This is a genomic window from Shimazuella soli, from assembly GCF_022511585.1.
Classification (GTDB): Bacteria; Bacillota; Bacilli; order Thermoactinomycetales; family Thermoactinomycetaceae; genus Shimazuella; species Shimazuella soli.
Window position 1 is genome coordinate 43,115 of sequence record NZ_JAKWBN010000011.1, and the last position, 15,071, is coordinate 58,185.

At 41.2% G+C, this 15,071-nt stretch carries 16 protein-coding genes; 10 read left to right on the plus strand and 6 right to left on the minus strand.

Features of this window, described 5'->3' with window-relative positions; translation table 11 throughout:
• Nucleotides 1-216: 216 nt before the first annotated feature.
• Entirely contained in the window at nucleotides 217-828 is a 612-nt protein-coding gene (gene uptA, locus MK805_RS16505; RefSeq protein WP_240877018.1) for an undecaprenyl phosphate transporter UptA, read from the plus strand.
• A gap of 77 nt (nucleotides 829-905) precedes the next feature.
• A complete protein-coding gene (locus MK805_RS16510) occupies nucleotides 906-1,100 on the plus strand; it encodes a twin-arginine translocase TatA/TatE family subunit (protein ID WP_240877019.1) in 195 nt (64 codons plus the stop codon).
• An 18-nt stretch (nucleotides 1,101-1,118) separates the two neighbouring features.
• Here MK805_RS16510 and MK805_RS16515 read toward each other — a convergent pair whose 3' ends face one another.
• From MK805_RS16515 to MK805_RS16525, 3 genes are read right to left on the minus strand one after another with little or no spacing between them, the layout of a single operon-like run.
• Nucleotides 1,119-1,724: a YitT family protein gene (locus MK805_RS16515; RefSeq protein ID WP_240877020.1), complete on the minus strand. Its 606-nt coding sequence runs from the start codon at nucleotides 1,722-1,724 to the stop codon at nucleotides 1,119-1,121.
• The gene (locus tag MK805_RS16520) at nucleotides 1,721-2,851 is read right to left on the minus strand and encodes an aminotransferase class V-fold PLP-dependent enzyme (protein ID WP_240877021.1); all 1,131 of its coding nucleotides are present in this window, start codon (nucleotides 2,849-2,851) and stop codon (nucleotides 1,721-1,723) included. Before MK805_RS16520 ends, MK805_RS16515 begins: the two co-directional genes overlap by 4 nt.
• Nucleotides 2,848-4,221 (minus strand): amino acid permease, encoded by a 1,374-nt coding sequence (locus tag MK805_RS16525; RefSeq protein WP_240877022.1) that lies wholly within the window; start codon nucleotides 4,219-4,221, stop codon nucleotides 2,848-2,850. The genes MK805_RS16520 and MK805_RS16525 overlap by 4 nt, the downstream gene beginning before the upstream one ends.
• 42 nt (nucleotides 4,222-4,263) lie before the next feature.
• Between MK805_RS16525 and MK805_RS16530 the strand changes: the two genes are divergently transcribed.
• Entirely contained in the window at nucleotides 4,264-4,944 is a 681-nt protein-coding gene (locus MK805_RS16530; protein WP_240877023.1) for a Crp/Fnr family transcriptional regulator, read from the plus strand.
• 454 nt (nucleotides 4,945-5,398) lie between these two features.
• Here MK805_RS16530 and MK805_RS16535 read toward each other — a convergent pair whose 3' ends face one another.
• Nucleotides 5,399-6,364, minus strand: a complete 966-nt coding sequence (locus MK805_RS16535; protein WP_240877024.1) for a DMT family transporter — start codon at nucleotides 6,362-6,364, stop codon at nucleotides 5,399-5,401.
• A 177-nt stretch (nucleotides 6,365-6,541) separates the two neighbouring features.
• A complete protein-coding gene (locus tag MK805_RS16540) occupies nucleotides 6,542-7,351 on the minus strand; it encodes an HAD family hydrolase (RefSeq protein WP_240877025.1) in 810 nt (269 codons plus the stop codon).
• 129 nt (nucleotides 7,352-7,480) lie between these two features.
• Here MK805_RS16540 and MK805_RS16545 point away from each other — a divergent pair, with 129 nt between their 5' ends.
• A complete protein-coding gene (locus MK805_RS16545) occupies nucleotides 7,481-8,425 on the plus strand; it encodes an MBL fold metallo-hydrolase (RefSeq protein ID WP_240877047.1) in 945 nt (314 codons plus the stop codon).
• 77 nt (nucleotides 8,426-8,502) lie between these two features.
• On the opposite strand, the gene MK805_RS16550 is transcribed toward MK805_RS16545, so the two are convergent.
• Nucleotides 8,503-8,901 carry a hypothetical protein gene (locus MK805_RS16550; protein WP_240877026.1) on the minus strand — a complete coding sequence of 133 codons (399 nt, stop codon included), beginning with the start codon at nucleotides 8,899-8,901 and terminating at the stop codon, nucleotides 8,503-8,505.
• Between the two features lie 274 nt (nucleotides 8,902-9,175).
• Between MK805_RS16550 and gatC the strand changes: the two genes are divergently transcribed.
• The 6 genes from gatC (at nucleotide 9,176) to rlmD (ending at nucleotide 14,957) form a co-directional block, all read left to right on the plus strand.
• On the plus strand, nucleotides 9,176-9,466 hold the full coding sequence (gene gatC / locus MK805_RS16555) for an Asp-tRNA(Asn)/Glu-tRNA(Gln) amidotransferase subunit GatC (protein ID WP_240877027.1): 291 nt from the start codon (nucleotides 9,176-9,178) through the stop codon (nucleotides 9,464-9,466).
• A gap of 11 nt (nucleotides 9,467-9,477) precedes the next feature.
• Nucleotides 9,478-10,926 (plus strand): Asp-tRNA(Asn)/Glu-tRNA(Gln) amidotransferase subunit GatA, encoded by a 1,449-nt coding sequence (gatA, locus tag MK805_RS16560; RefSeq protein WP_240877028.1) that lies wholly within the window; start codon nucleotides 9,478-9,480, stop codon nucleotides 10,924-10,926.
• Nucleotides 10,923-12,350, plus strand: a complete 1,428-nt coding sequence (gene gatB / locus MK805_RS16565; protein ID WP_240877029.1) for an Asp-tRNA(Asn)/Glu-tRNA(Gln) amidotransferase subunit GatB — start codon at nucleotides 10,923-10,925, stop codon at nucleotides 12,348-12,350. Before gatA ends, gatB begins: the two co-directional genes overlap by 4 nt.
• A gap of 170 nt (nucleotides 12,351-12,520) precedes the next feature.
• Entirely contained in the window at nucleotides 12,521-12,826 is a 306-nt protein-coding gene (locus MK805_RS16570) for a 6TM ABC transporter family protein (RefSeq protein ID WP_240877030.1), read from the plus strand.
• Nucleotides 12,823-13,572, plus strand: a complete 750-nt coding sequence (locus MK805_RS16575; protein WP_240877031.1) for a sirohydrochlorin chelatase — start codon at nucleotides 12,823-12,825, stop codon at nucleotides 13,570-13,572. Before MK805_RS16570 ends, MK805_RS16575 begins: the two co-directional genes overlap by 4 nt.
• A gap of 8 nt (nucleotides 13,573-13,580) precedes the next feature.
• Entirely contained in the window at nucleotides 13,581-14,957 is a 1,377-nt protein-coding gene (gene rlmD / locus MK805_RS16580; protein WP_240877032.1) for a 23S rRNA (uracil(1939)-C(5))-methyltransferase RlmD, read from the plus strand.
• Nucleotides 14,958-15,071 lie beyond the last annotated feature (114 nt).

Genomic DNA, 15,071 nt, shown 5'->3' on the forward strand with positions numbered 1-15,071 from the left:
CTCCTTTGTATATTTTTTCTTGCCTTTAGTATAGAGGAGATATGTGAATGGAACATGAATAATTGACTTTCCTCCCATGTTTTGTAATGAGAATATGAGCTTTTGGAAAACCAAACAAAGACCGAACATCTAGATCGATTGTGTGACAATGGTGGACGAGTTGCGTATTGTCGTCTATCATTCTTATATAAAAGAACGAGAGAAAAGGAGAAATTCATGGAAAACGTCTTTTTTTCGATACTAAATTGGTTAACAGATCTCGGATACTTTGGAATAGCATTAGGATTAATGGTAGAAGTCATTCCCAGTGAAATCGTCCTCGCTTATGGAGGCTTTTTAGTTGATTCTGGTAAAATCTCCTTTATCGGAGCAGTTATTGCAGGAACCATCGGTGGAGTAATAGCTCAACTGTTTCTATATTGGCTCGGTTATTATGGTGGAAGACCTTTCTTGGAGAAATACGGGAAGTTTTTATTGATCAAAAAAAGCCATCTCGATTTATCGGAAAAATGGTTCAAAAATTACGGGACAGGAGTAATTTTTGGAGCTCGTTTCCTTCCTGTTGTACGGCATGCTATTTCCATCCCAGCAGGGATTGCAAAAATGTCAGTTACACGATTTATCACCCTTACCACGCTTGCGATTGTTCCATGGTCCATCTTATTTTTATATTTAGGAATGGAGCTGGGAAGTAACTGGAAAAATATCGAAGCAGTTGCAGGAAACTATATTCATTATATTGCGATCGGTGCGGTAGTTTTATTTATTCTTTACTTTGGCATTCATTGGCTGATCAAACGCAAGAAAAATAACGCTGCTACGAAGTAATGCAAGATTTTCCTTTTTGGTTTTTCCTCGTTGGTAGTATAATATAAAATGGTCAATAATGTTTCGGAGGGATTAAGATGGGCATAAACGGTTTTGAATGGATTTTGATTGTAATCGTTGCTCTCCTCCTTTTCGGTCCAAAAAAACTGCCAGAACTTGGAAAAGCAGTAGGGAAAAGCTTTCGCGAGTTTAAAAATGGGATGAATGGTGTTTTGGACGACGAAGAGAAGAAAGTTACGAAAAGTGAAAGCGAAGCGAATAAAATTCAATAATGGATAGAAAAGAACATCTCACAGCTGGAGATGTTCTTTTGCTTGTGAAGGGGGATATTTTTTTAGGATGATATTTACCATCCATGTCGTGGCATAGAGAGAAAGGACTGTAAGTATTGCTTTTTCCCAGCCAAATAGATATGTTCCAACAATTACAATCGCACAGTTGATCCAAAACATGACTTTTCCAATAGACCACTTAAATTTCTGATGAATGACAACGGAGAGAATGTCTGTACCGCCTGTAGTCCCTCCTGCTGAAATTCCGATGCCAATCCCAATTCCTGATAGAATCCCGCCTAAAATTGCTCCCAATATGGGATAAGGAATACCAGGCAGAAAAGCGAACAGGGAGAGAAAAAGCGATAAGCTGACGGTTCCCCAGATACTTTTCAGCAAGAAACGAGTGCCTACAAAGCGCCAGCCGATCAAAAATAAGGGTGTATTCAGCACAAAGTAGACAAGCCCTAAGGAAACAGGAAAGAAATGTACGATGAGCAGCGCAATGCCACCTGTTCCCGAGACAAGAAGGTTATTTGGCTCGATTAGCAAATGAAAGGCAACGGCAATGAGACAAGTGCCAAGTGTAATCCATAAATAATTTAGACATTCTTGAGCTTTCATTGTTCCAAGCTTTCTACCACGAGATCGAGTGCTCGATCGATTTCTTTTTCTTCTGTGAAAAAGTGGGGGGCAAGACGGATTACATCTGCTCTTGCTGAACCGATCACTTGATTTTTCGCCAAATAGCTTTCTACTTTGTGTGCATCCCCAACACGAATAGCTGTAGATGCACCTTTCTTCAATGGATCAAGTGGGCTGGAGATTTCTAATCCGCGTTTTTTCGCTCCATTCAAAGTGTATTCGGATAATTCGAGGATACGTTTTTCAATCCGATCCATGCCTACATCCAACAGAAAATCCATCCCTCCACGAGCTGCAAAAGCTGCGATTACTGGTGGGGTCCCAGTGTTGAACCGCTTTGCACCTTCGGCAAAATCGAGATGGGTAGCATCGAAATAAAAAGGATTGATCCGCCCAAACCAGCCGGTCATCGCAGGTTCGATTTGTTCGGCGAGTTCTTTTTTGACATAAAGGAATGCAACACCAGGGATACCGAGTAAATACTTAAGGTTTCCTGAGGCGAGCATATCGATATCTAATTCTTTCACGTTGATATCACAAGTGCCGATGGATTGATAAGCATCAATGAACAATTTTGCTCCGTATTGGTGTGCTTTTTTTGCAAAAGCTCTTAGATCCTGTTTTGCAGCATTGTAATATCCAACATGGTGGATAGATACCAATGCGGTATTTTCATCGAGTAAACCATCAAGTTGATCTGGAGCATAAAGCCCATCCTCAGAAGCGATAAATGCTAGATCAACTAATCCTTTTTTGGCGAAGCTATTCCAAACGTGGCCGACAGATGGGAACTCGGCTTCTGTTGTGATGATTTTTTTTCGGTTTTGCCATGGAAAAGTGCTGGCAATGCTCGTTACTGCATCTGAAACACAGCTCACCACTGCGATCTCGTCCGCTTCTGCATGAATTAGTTTAGCAAAACTCGCTTTTGCTCTCTCTACTCCTGTCATCCAATAGTCCCAATCCATTCCGATGGTTCTCCAGTTTTGAAAATACTCATCCATCGCCTTTAAAACAGGCGTAGATTGAGGAGCTTGTGAACAGTTACCAAGATGAATTTTTTCCTTTAGGATCGGAAATTCTTTTCGATAGTGGGATAAACTCATTGGTGAGCTCTCCTTCCATAGAAGTAGTAAGAGATGAGAACCAATACAATCCAAGGTACACCAAAATACCAAGCATACTGCCAATCGGGACTAAACAGCATCGTTACGAGAATACCAATCAGTAAAAGCAGACCTACAAAGGCAGGAACTGGATGCCATGGTGCATGATAAGATAAGTCTTGTAACTTGCCATTTTCTTGGCGAAAACGCAAAAACGTGAGAAAGATCATGATCCAAACGAAGATTCCGCCAAAGATAGAGATGCCAAATAATTGACCGAATGCATTGGGAGTCCATACATTGAGCAGCATGGCAATAGCTAGTCCAATACTAGAAATTAATAAGGCGTTAAGCGGTACACCGCGTTTGTTCAGCTTTCCAAGTGCTTTTGGGGTGTAACCACCGCGTCCTAAAGAAAACAACATCCGGCTGCACAGATATAAGTTTGTATTCATACTGGACAAGGCAGCTGTTAGGACAACAAAGTTCATAATACCAGCAGCATAAGGGATACCAAGGTGGGAAAATACTTTAACAAACGGGCTTTCTGTTACCGTTTGAGCTCCGGTATGTTCCCAAGGAACGACGGCAAGCATGATGCCGAGCGACAAGATGTAAAACAAAATTAAACGTAATACCATCGATTTCATCGCTTTTGGAATCGCCTTTTGCGGATCTTTTGCTTCCCCAGCAGTTACAGCAACTACCTCAACACCATAGAAGCTGAAAATTGCCATCAATACAGCCATCCACACACCAGAAAATCCATTTGGCATAAATCCACCATTGGAAGTATAGTTGTGAAATCCAGTAGCAGTAGAGCCAATGCCAAAAACAGCGCAAAATCCTAAGATGATAAAGACAATGATTGCAGTTACTTTAATCGTCGAGAACCAATATTCAAAGGCACCGAAATTATTGACCGAACGAGCATTGACAAAGATGATGACAGCGGCAAAAATCACAATCCAAAGCCATGTTGGTGTCTGGGGAAACCAATATTGCATATAGAGCGCGACTGCTGTTGCCTCCCCGCCGATCGCGATCACCTGCGCCGCCCAATACGTATAGCGAACCAAGTAACCTGCCCAGCTCCCGATATATCGCTCTGCATGGGAGCCGAAGGAACCAGAAGTAGGATGAGCCAATGTCATTTCGGATAAACACATCATCATCGTAAGGGCAATAATTGCTGCAATTGCATAACTGATTAAAACTCCGGGTCCGGCATAACCAATCGCGATACCTGAACCCATGAACAATCCAGTCCCAATGGCACCACCAAGGGCAATCATCGTCAATTGTCTTTGTGACAGCTTTCTCTGGAGATCATTTTCACGGTCAAAGATGGCTTCTTGTTGTTTGGACATGGTTGTCACCCCTAAGAATTGAGTGTAAATGAGGCGGATCAAATGCAAAAAAAGGCTAATGTTTCCATGTGGATAGAACATTTACAATTTGATTGGAGTCCGTTTTATTCTCGAGCGAAAATCGTTACTTTGAGCAAGCATCAAACTCTTTTCGATCAAGAGGAGGAGATCAATCAGATATATGTGGTTGTGGAAGGTCGGATTCGCCTATCGATTATCAACAAATTGGGTGAAGAAAAAGCGATTATGATCATTGGAAAAAACGGCATTGTCGGAGATTTAGGCTTGTACGCAACAAATACATATTTGACGAGTGCAGTTCCTGTTACGTCTTGCAAGTTGTTGAGTTTCTCGGCAATAGAATTTCAGCGTTTATTACTAGAGTATCCAGCCCTCCTATCTTTTTATCTGTTCAATCTTGATAAAAAGTTTCTGATTATGACTTCTCAAATTGTAGAACTCTCTTATCAGAGTGCAAGATTTCGAGTCCTGCAATTATTAATCCAACTAGCTCAAACATATGGAGCAGAAGTGCATAATGGTATTCGTATTGCGATTCGGTTCACTCAACAAGAGATGGCCAATGTAGCAGGCACATCTAGAGTGACAGTTGCCCAAGTTTTTAGGCAGCTAAGAAAAGAGAGGATACTAACAAAAGAAAACGGTTACATTATTTTGTCTTCTATAGGCAGCTTAGTGAGATTACAAGAGAAGTGGAAGTAACCTTATTTGAATTGTAAACACTTGGTGTCTATAAATCTGTAAAGTACTTTACATTTTGTTTGTAATTATTTGTACGCTCTTTTGGTGTTATATTCTTTATGTTCTGTCTAACATTTGATGAAATAGTATTGCTGCAAGAAACACCATCACAGGGATGGTGAACAGAGAGCGGCATGGAGGTAAGATGGCTTTGACCAATAAATAGGCAAAGTCCAGTTACAGCGGCGGGGCCAACAGCTGCGTGGAAGCCAAGCACCGGACGGGGCATCAGTCTGGTTCAAGGACTCCAAGTGGGAGTACTCCCAGGAGGCCTCGGTTCCCGCGTGGGCGGCGTTCGTCGCCTGGTCTCCGGAGCTGGCCAAGTCCGTCAGGAGCTAAACAAGTAACTTGACAACAACAAAAGCCCCTCAGGTGGTCCGGAATATCACCTGGGGGGCGCAGTTTTTATTGGAAGCTATTTTATAGAAGTTGTTTCTATTTTTATCGTTTGCTTTGGTAAAATATTTTGTTTAGCAGTTTTCTTATTCACAAACCAAACCCCGATTAACATGGTTGGTATAGCAATAAACTGCAAGGTAGTTAGTGATTCCTGAAGGAAAACCATCGATATCCAAAGACCATTTATCGGAACAAAGTACATAAACGTAGAAGCTTTGGATGCTCCGATATGTTTTACTCCTAGCGAATAAAACCAGTTCGCTAAAGCAGTACAAAAGAAACCTAAATATATTTGCAGCAGCCAAAAATCTATCCCTAGTTGACCCCATGCGATATTGACCATTTTAGGGAGGGAAAGCAGTCCTAGTATGATCGCTCCTATCAGCGTTGCATAGGCAGTAACAGGCAATGGTTTTAGTGTTGTTAACACTTTATTCCCTAATATGGTATAGGTTCCCCAGCACAATGCACAGGTAAGGAAAAATAGATTTCCGAGCAGGCGATGGGAAGCGTCATTCCCGTGATGATTCATTCCGATAAAATAGATGGCAGCTCCGATTAAACAGATTATCAGACCTATGATTTGGAATTTTGTCAGTTTGTTTTTTAGAAAGAAGATCGCTAAGATTGTCGTTACTACTGGACTTATCGTTGGCACAATACTGCTTCCATCAGAAGCAAACGAATACTGAACTCCCCAGAAAAAGCACAAATTATAGAGGGCAACACCTGTTATTCCCAAAAGGATAATGGGAATCCAATATTTTTTCCCAATGGATGCTGCATCTTTTCTGCCAGTTTTCCGACTTAGCAAGAGGAGAAACATAAAGACCGCCCCAAATCCAAACCGCAAAAAAGCCCCTACTTCCGGCGGGACTTGTCCGACAACTAATTTTGCCCCTGTAAAGGCACTTCCCCAAAAGATCATCGTAAATATTAACAGCAAGTAGGAAATGGTATTTTTATTTGTTTTTGTGCCCATTCTTTCTCCTTTCTTTCTGAACAACAATGGATGAATATAATTCCACCATTTGTATATAATCAACACAAAAACACAGCAAAACACGGCCGATGGGTCGTGTTTTGTAATCTTTACATAAAAAAAAGATTGGTTCGTACAATAAAATATACCAATCTCCTTCTTATTTGGTTCCTTGGATTACTTCTGCTGCAGAGCAAGGTTTTCATTATAAGTGATGACCCACTCTACTGCTTCGGATACAGAAGAAACTTGCCTTCTTGCTTCTTTTTGTACGGAAGGTTTTGCGACACTCATCACGAAGCTGTGAGGGACGACTCGAAACATAGGGATATCATTTTCAGAGTCTCCGATACAAGCGACTTCTGAAAGATCAAAACCGAGATGATCCGCAAGATGCCGCAGACCATTACCTTTGTTTACTCCCAGCGGCATGACATCAAGGCAGTGAGGAGCAGAGACAAAGACATCAATTTGTCCAGGGAAAGTTTTGAGGAGTAATTGCTTTAATTGCTGTAGCTCTGGGCCGTCCCCTAGATAACAAAATTTACTTGGGATGACATCTGTACCGATTCGATTTTCGATACTTGGGTCATACTCTAAGTTAATGGCAACTTGCTTCGATTTTCTTTCGATAAAGTGATTTTTTTCTGGGATATACATTGTACGGGCAGTACCGATAAAGCAATACATACCAGCATCTTTACCAACTTGGTAGATTTTTTTAGCTAGTTCTGTTTCGAAGTATCCTTCATAAATCTTTTCTTCTGAGTTCAAATAAATAAAGGCACCATTTTGACAGACGCGATGGAAGTCACCTGGCAGGTTGTGGACAACTTGTTCAATCTCTACTTCATTGCGTCCAGAGGCGACAGCGACATGAACACCAGATTGTTGAAGTTTTTCTAATGCATCCAGATTATGTTGGTCAATTTGTTTTTCGGCGTTCAATAAGGTATCGTCAAGATCAGTAGCAAAAAGGCGTATCATAGAAATCTCCCTTCTAAAAATGAAGCTGAGTTATTTTAATTTTGAATAATTTATGATATATTTATTCACTTTCCTATGCTATTTTAGAATAAGTTAGCATTTCTTGCAAAAAGGAGTATGAATTTGAAGATGGAAATAGTAGGATGGGTACTCCTATTTATTGTCGGGTTGCTTATTTTGGCTGGTGCTTTTTTTCTGTTTATGCAGTGGTGGTTTCGTGCAAACGTGACAGCAAAAGAACCCAAACAATATTTAGACCCTTTCACTTGGAAGGATGACGAAGTAACCGTTGGCTGGGTAGGTCACTCTACGATTTTGATCAATTTGTATGGTTATCGTATTTTGACAGACCCCGTGTTTGGAAAAAGAGTCGGAGTTTCGCTCGGATTTTATCAAATCGGTATGGAAAGGCATATCCCGCCTGCACTTCGTTTAGAAGATATTGGAGTAGTTGATTTGATTTTATTGTCCCATGGTCATATGGATCATTTTGATATTCCGACCCTAAGAAAAATAGCGAATAAAAAAACGAAAGTTATCACAGCAACAGGAACTGCTGGCTTGTTAAAACGATTGCCCTTTGCTGAAGTTTTGGAACTCGGTGGAAAAGATTCTTTAACCATAGATGAAGATGTTAAGATCCAAGCTGTACCAGTGAGACACTGGGGAAATCGATTTCCTTGGAACACAGGCTATGGCTATACAGGTTATCTAATGGAACGAAACAATACACGTATTTTCTTCCCAGGAGATACAGCTTATACAGCCGATTTCACTTGGCTGAAGGAAAAAGGAGAAATCGACCTCGCTTTTATGCCAATTGGTGCATATTCTCCTGATGCATTTCAACGTCATCACTGTACACCAGAGCAAGCTTGGCAAATGTTTTTGGATACAGGAGCGAAGTGGTTGATCCCGATTCATTGGAATACCTTTGTGTTATCACAAGAACCTGTAGAGGAGCCGCTGGAGAGGTTGTTAAAAGCGGCAGGGGATGAAAAAGATCGTATTGTGCTGACAGAGCATGGACAGGTATATCGATTAGAGGAGAAAGATGTATTGGCTTCAAGTTAGGGGTAAATGCGCGCACCCGGACACTGCTGAGTGTCCGGGTGTGTTGCATCCCTGTCGTATACCACTTGGGGTTGCAGTCATTCTTTCATTCTCTCCGTTGCTCGTTGTAGTTCTTTCTTGAAGAGCAGATCCATTGCTTCACGATAAGCGGACCCAACTTTGATCTGTGTTTCTGAAAGACCATCTCCCGTCAGCTTGAGGTAATCGTACGCCCGAAGGGCAGTAACCACCTTTACCGGAAGCGATACTTCGTCATCTTTGTTGTTTCCCGCCAAATCGATGTGTGTCTTGATCAGGCGGAAGATGTCAAACTCAATGACATCGATTGGGGTTCCATGACGGAACTTCCATGCCGGATAGAGACGAAATGCCTCTACGGTAACCGGTGGGAGTACAACTGGAGACTCTTGTGGGGTTTCCGCATCTCGCACCAGTTCGAGTACAAACATCAGGTGTTTGATGTATCCTGTACTCACGACCGAACCTCCCCTGTAGGGATGAACAACTTAGTATAAGTGTAATAAAAAATCAAATAAAAATAAATATTCTATCATTATCTTTTCCAAAAACAAGAGAGGTTTAGGGACTTGATCTACTAATTTCCATTTCATCGGAAAAGCTTGGAAAATGAAATTGACGATATTTTCCTTTTTGGAAAAACAACGTGAAATAACCTGCTATCAAAACTATAAATCTCACTCATGCTTGTGCTATACTGGAGGCAATGTTTACATATTGGGGTGAACGGATATGAGTATTAATCGTGCGCAAGTGGAGCATGTGGCGAAACTTGCTCGATTGTCGTTGTCAGAAGAAGAAAAAGTGCAGTTTACAAGTCAATTAAACGATATTCTCCAGTTTGCGGAGAAATTAAATGAATTAGATACGGAGAATGTGGAGCCTACCAGCCACGTTTATCCGGTTACGAATGTGATGCGGGAAGACATCGTCAAACCATCACTGGATAGAGAAAAAGTATTGCTGAACGCACCTGATCAAAAAGATGGTCTTTTCCGCGTTCCTGCGGTGTTTGAAGAATAGGAGGAAATAGTTTGTCCATACGTGAAATACATCGTCAATTAGCTAAAAAAGAACGAAAAGTAACCGAAATAGTAGAAGAATCTTTAACAAAGATCAAAGAAGTTCAACCAGAAATTGGTGCGTTTCTTGCAATCAATGAAGAAGGTGCGAGAGAAGCAGCAAAGAAGTTAGAGCAAAAATTATCAACCACGTTGGAACGCGGTTTACTTGCAGCTATTCCTGCTGGAGTAAAAGATAACCTATGTACTGAAGGAATCACTACTACTTGTGCAAGTCAATTGCTAGCCAACTATCAACCGATTTACAATGCGACAGCAGTGGAGAAATTACTCGCTTCTGATGCGATTATCGTGGGGAAAACCAATATGGATGAGTTTGCAATGGGATCATCCAATGAAAATTCTGGCTTCCATCCGGTGAAAAATCCATGGGATGTCACTCGTGTTCCTGGGGGCTCAAGTGGAGGTTCGGCCGCAGCGGTTGCCTCTGGTGCAGTGACATTTGCCCTCGGATCAGATACAGGTGGTTCGATTCGCCAGCCTGCTGCTTTTTGTGGGATTGTTGGCTTAAAGCCTACTTATGGCCGTGTATCACGCTTTGGTTTGGTCGCTTTTGCATCTTCTTTGGATCAAATAGGACCAATTACTCAGACAGTAGAAGATGCAGCTTATGTATTGCAAACTATTTCCGGTCATGATGAGTTGGATTCTACTTCTGTCAACAAAGAGGTTCCCGATTATTTATCCGCTTTAACGGGTGATATCAAAGGATTAAAAGTAGCTGTTCCCCGTGAGATGCTCGGTGAAGGGATTGATCCAGGGGTAAAAGAACAAGTGGAAAAAGCGGTAAAACAACTCGAAGAATTAGGTGCACATATTTCCGAAGTGTCTCTTCCTAATTTGGAATATGCAGTTGCCACTTATTACATACTCGCACCAGCAGAAGCATCTTCTAACCTTGCCCGTTTTGATGGGATTCGCTATGGTGTCCGCCAAGGAAAAAATTTGCTCGATATTTATGAGCAAACGAGAAGCCAAGGATTTGGCGCAGAAGTTAAACGCCGCATTATGTTAGGTACATATGCACTCAGTTCGGGTTACTATGATGCTTATTACTTAAAAGCGCAAAAAGCTCGTACCTTGATCAAACAAGACTTTGACAACATTTTCGCAGAATACGATGTCATCGTTGGACCAACTGTACCGACTACAGCTTATCGTATTGGAGAAAAGATTTCTGATCCGTTGACCATGTATATGGATGACCTATGCACCATTCCGATGAACTTAGCAGGACTGCCCGCCATCAGTGTGCCTGCTGGTTTAGCACAAGGTCTGCCTGTAGGGCTGCAAATCATCGGAAAAGCTTTTGCGGAAGAGACTGTCCTTCGTGTTGCTCATGCGTATGAACAAGCGGCCGGCCGTCTTGAATTGCCTGCGTTAGGAGGAGTGAGAGCATGAGCAAATATGAAACAGTAATCGGGTTAGAAGTCCACGTAGAACTTGCTACCAATACAAAAATCTTTTGTGGTTGTTCCACTTCTTTTGGTGCACCAGCAAATACGCAAACTTGTCCCATCTGCTTGGGACATCCGGGAGTACTTCCTGTACTCAATAAACAAGCGGTAAACTTTGCGATGAAAGCCGCAATGGCTCTCAACTGCCAAGTTGCCGAAGATACAAAGTTTGACCGGAAAAATTACTTTTACCCAGATTCACCAAAAGCGTATCAAATCTCGCAGTTTGATAAACCAATCGGGGAACATGGATGGATTGACATCGAAGTAGATGGAGAAACAAAACGAATTGGCATTACACGCCTCCATCTAGAAGAGGATGCAGGGAAGTTAAATCACGATGGAGACGATTCGCTAGTCGATTTCAACCGTGTTGGTGTTCCTTTGATCGAGATTGTATCCGAACCAGATTTGCGTTCTCCCAAAGAAGCAAAGGCTTATTTGGAAAAAATTAAGTCGATCATTCAATATACAGGTGTTTCCGATGTGAAAATGGAAGAAGGCTCCCTCCGCTGTGATGCAAATATCAGCTTGCGTCCAGTTGGCGAAGAAAAATTTGGAACCAAAACCGAATTAAAAAACTTAAACTCCTTCCGCAATGTGGAACGAGCTTTGGAGTTTGAAGAAGTTCGCCAAGCAGAAGTCTTAGATGATGGGGAAAAAGTCGTCCAACAAACATTGCGCTGGTCAGAAGAACAAAATACGATCAAAATCATGCGTTCCAAAGAAGAAGCTCATGATTATCGTTATTTTCCAGAACCTGATCTCGTAAGTTTACATATTGATGAAGCTTGGAAACAAGCGATTCAAGCGGAACTTCCAGAGCTCCCAGATCAACGAATAGCAAAATACAAGTCTGAGTTTGGCCTGCCTGCTTATGATGCAGGAGTTCTTACTTCCACTCGTGCTTTAGCAGATTTCTTTGAAGATACTGTAGCAAAAGGAGCAGATCCAAAGCTAGCTGCCAACTGGTTGCTGTCAGAGGTGCTTGGTTTTCTCAATAATCAAGGATTGGAATTAAAAGATACGCTACTTACTTCCGCACATCTGGCTGAGATGATTACTTTGATTCAAAAAGGGACGATCAGTAGTAAGATAGCAAAAGATGTGCTGAAAGAAGTATTAGTTACTGGGAAAAAACCAGCAGCAATCGTGGAAGAAAAAGGCTGGGTACAGATTAGTGATGAAGGTGCGATCAAAGCAGCTGTTGTCGAAGTATTGGATGCAAATCCTAAAATCGTAGAAGAGTTAAAAAGCGGTCGGGATAAAGTAATCGGATTTTTGGTTGGACAAGTGATGAAAGCTACCAAAGGAAAAGCTAACCCACAACTAGTAAACCAATTGATCCGTCAAGAAGTAAATCAATAAAAGCAATCCAAAGAGCTTGACCCCATAAGCTCGTCCCAGATGGGGCGAGTTTTTTTCTGGGGAAATGTTTATTATAATATTTCTTATAAAAGAATCTTTCTTATAAGTGGAGAGATGTTGTTCATGTAGGTATTTTGCCCCATATGGGGAGACTGGGGAGAAGAGGTTCATTGGCATACTTTTTATTTACTCTAATTGGTTGTTGTTTTTTATTTGCCAATCCGCTGATTGCTATCCTATTTTTTATTCTGTCCCTACAGCCGTTGTTTCGTTTGATGGAGAGAAGAGGACAGCCTTTTTCACATAAAGCATATCTATTGTTATGTCTTGTATTCATTGGAACAGGATTATTTTCTATTAGCATGTTAGGAATGGTTTATATCGGGATGGGGATTTTACATATCTTTTTTGCTATCAATACTTGGTTGTCTTATCAACAGATGAAAATCGATCAACGGGAGGACAATGAAGAATGAAGAAACAAGGTGTCCTTGTTATCTCGCATGGCTCAAGCAGCAGGAATTGGGTCGAACAAGTTGATGCATGTATAAATCTAGTTCAGCTCGATGTTCCTGTTGTCGCGAGCTTTTTGGAAATGGTAGAAAATCGAACAATCGAAGATGGAATACATCAACTTGAACAATTAGGAGTAACAGAAATAGTAGCTATCCCGCTATTTGTCTCTTCTGGGAGCACTCATATTGAAGAAATTCGCTATCTTTTGGGATTAGAGCAAAATCCTCGTATACCGATGGATGAAAAACCGATTCAGCATCGGGCATGTATCCGATTATTAGCTCCAATGAATGATCATCCTCTTATTTTAGATGTACTTGCGGAACGTGTTCATGCATTGTCAACAGACATCTCCAATGAAATAATCCTTTTAGTAGGCCATGGAAGTGATTTACCTTGGTTTCAAGCGGAATGGGGAAAAGTAGCAGATAAAATTGCTAGTCAATTGCAAGATAAGGTTGGTGCTAAATCTATATCGTATGCTTTTACGCTTCCGGACACATTGCGAGCGAGACTTGAAGAGGAAAGCAAAGAGAATGCAGTTGTTCTTTTACCTTTATTTTTGAGCGAAGGGTACTTTACGAGAAAGAAAATACCAGCTCGTGTAGAAGGATTATCTTATAAGTATGACGGTAAAGCGTATTTACCGCATCCTAATGTTTCAAAATGGATTGAAGCAGTAGCACAAGAAAATTTATCCGTTTAGGAGTAAAGATGATGAAACAAAAGCCGCCTGTACAAAAAGGACAAATAATTGAATGTAAGGTTCATGGATTTGGACACAGTGGAACAGGTGTAGGCAGATATGAAGGTTTTGCCGTGTTTGTGGGTGGAGCACTGCCAGGAGAACAGGTTAGAATCCGGATTACGAAAGTGAAAAAGACATTTGCAGAAGGGGAACTGTTAGAGGTACTTACTGCTCATCCTGAGCGTATCGAACCGATCTGTCCTCATTTTGACAGTTGTGGTGGTTGTCAGTTGCAGCATATATCCTATACAGAAGAATTAAAGTTAAAACATCAGCAAGTAGTCGATCAATTAGAGCGAATAGGTCTGTTACAGGATGTAACGATTCATCCTGTCAAAGGAATGGAAAACCCATGGAGCTATCGCAACAAAGTGCAGATTCCCTTGTCAACGAAAGATGGAAAAGTGATAGCTGGTTTCTATCAACTCGGTACCCATCAAGTGGTCGATATGGAAACTTGCTTTATCCAAAATGAATTACATACAGAGTTAACCAAAAAAATAAAAACGATAGTAGAGACATTACGCATTCCAATCTATGATGAAACCACACATACAGGGATTCTTCGGCATGTTCTTCTTCGTCAAGGGGTTCATACGGATGAATTGATGGTAGTACTTGTGACAAATGGGGTGAAGCTGCCTCACAAGGAAACGTTGGTCACAGAATTAAGACGCTCTTTTCCAGTTATTACTTCCATCCAGCAAAACATCAACACTGCTCGCACGAATGTCATTTTGGGCAAAGAAAATAAGCTGCTGTGGGGAATGCCTGTTATCCATGATACTATTGGCAAAATTCGTTTTGCGATTTCACCCCATTCGTTTTTTCAAGTCAATCCTACACAGACAGAAGTATTATATGAGCAAGCAAAAACATATGCAAATCTGTCTGGAAGAGAAATTGTGATTGATGCTTATTGTGGTATTGGGTCTATATCTTTGTATTTAGCGGATAAAGCTAGAAGAGTGTATGGAATGGAAATTGTCCCTGCTGCGATCGAAGATGCAAAGCAAAATGCAGCCCTTAATAAAATAAAAAATGCTCACTTTGAATTAGGCAAAGCAGAAGAAATCCTTCCCAAGTGGCAAGAAGAAGGGTGGTATACAGATGTAATAGTCGTCGATCCTCCTCGAAAAGGTTGTGAAGAGGCCTTTTTGGAGGCAGCATCGAAAATTAGGCCAGAGCGGATTGTTTATGTTTCTTGTAATCCTGCTACTTTTGCCCGAGATGCCAAATATTTGAGTGAGCATGGGTATCACCTGCAAGAAGTACAGCCTGTTGATATGTTCCCACATACAAGCCACATAGAAGTGGTCGGTTTATTTACTTTACAAGTATGAAGTAGTAGACACAGACGACACCAAGTATGATTGCGATCAGGTAGATAACACTAAGTAAAATCAGTGTGTTTTTTCTACTTTGGTCATAGCGTTGATTATGTTGTTTGTCTTGAG

Excerpts from the sequence above, each read along its gene's own strand:
- uptA (WP_240877018.1), top strand. The coding sequence starts at position 217 with ATGGAAAACGTCTTTTTTTCGATACTAAATTGGTTAACAGATCTCGGA.
- MK805_RS16510 (WP_240877019.1), top strand. The coding sequence starts at position 906 with ATGGGCATAAACGGTTTTGAATGGATTTTGATTGTAATCGTTGCTCTC.
- MK805_RS16515 (WP_240877020.1), bottom strand. The coding sequence starts at position 1,724 with ATGAAAGCTCAAGAATGTCTAAATTATTTATGGATTACACTTGGCACT.
- MK805_RS16520 (WP_240877021.1), bottom strand. The coding sequence starts at position 2,851 with ATGAGTTTATCCCACTATCGAAAAGAATTTCCGATCCTAAAGGAAAAA.
- MK805_RS16525 (WP_240877022.1), bottom strand. The coding sequence starts at position 4,221 with ATGTCCAAACAACAAGAAGCCATCTTTGACCGTGAAAATGATCTCCAG.
- MK805_RS16530 (WP_240877023.1), top strand. The coding sequence starts at position 4,264 with ATGCAAAAAAAGGCTAATGTTTCCATGTGGATAGAACATTTACAATTT.
- MK805_RS16535 (WP_240877024.1), bottom strand. The coding sequence starts at position 6,364 with ATGGGCACAAAAACAAATAAAAATACCATTTCCTACTTGCTGTTAATA.
- MK805_RS16540 (WP_240877025.1), bottom strand. The coding sequence starts at position 7,351 with ATGATACGCCTTTTTGCTACTGATCTTGACGATACCTTATTGAACGCC.
- MK805_RS16545 (WP_240877047.1), top strand. The coding sequence starts at position 7,481 with ATGGAAATAGTAGGATGGGTACTCCTATTTATTGTCGGGTTGCTTATT.
- gatC (WP_240877027.1), top strand. The coding sequence starts at position 9,176 with ATGAGTATTAATCGTGCGCAAGTGGAGCATGTGGCGAAACTTGCTCGA.
- gatB (WP_240877029.1), top strand. The coding sequence starts at position 10,923 with ATGAGCAAATATGAAACAGTAATCGGGTTAGAAGTCCACGTAGAACTT.
- MK805_RS16575 (WP_240877031.1), top strand. The coding sequence starts at position 12,823 with ATGAAGAAACAAGGTGTCCTTGTTATCTCGCATGGCTCAAGCAGCAGG.
- rlmD (WP_240877032.1), top strand. The coding sequence starts at position 13,581 with ATGATGAAACAAAAGCCGCCTGTACAAAAAGGACAAATAATTGAATGT.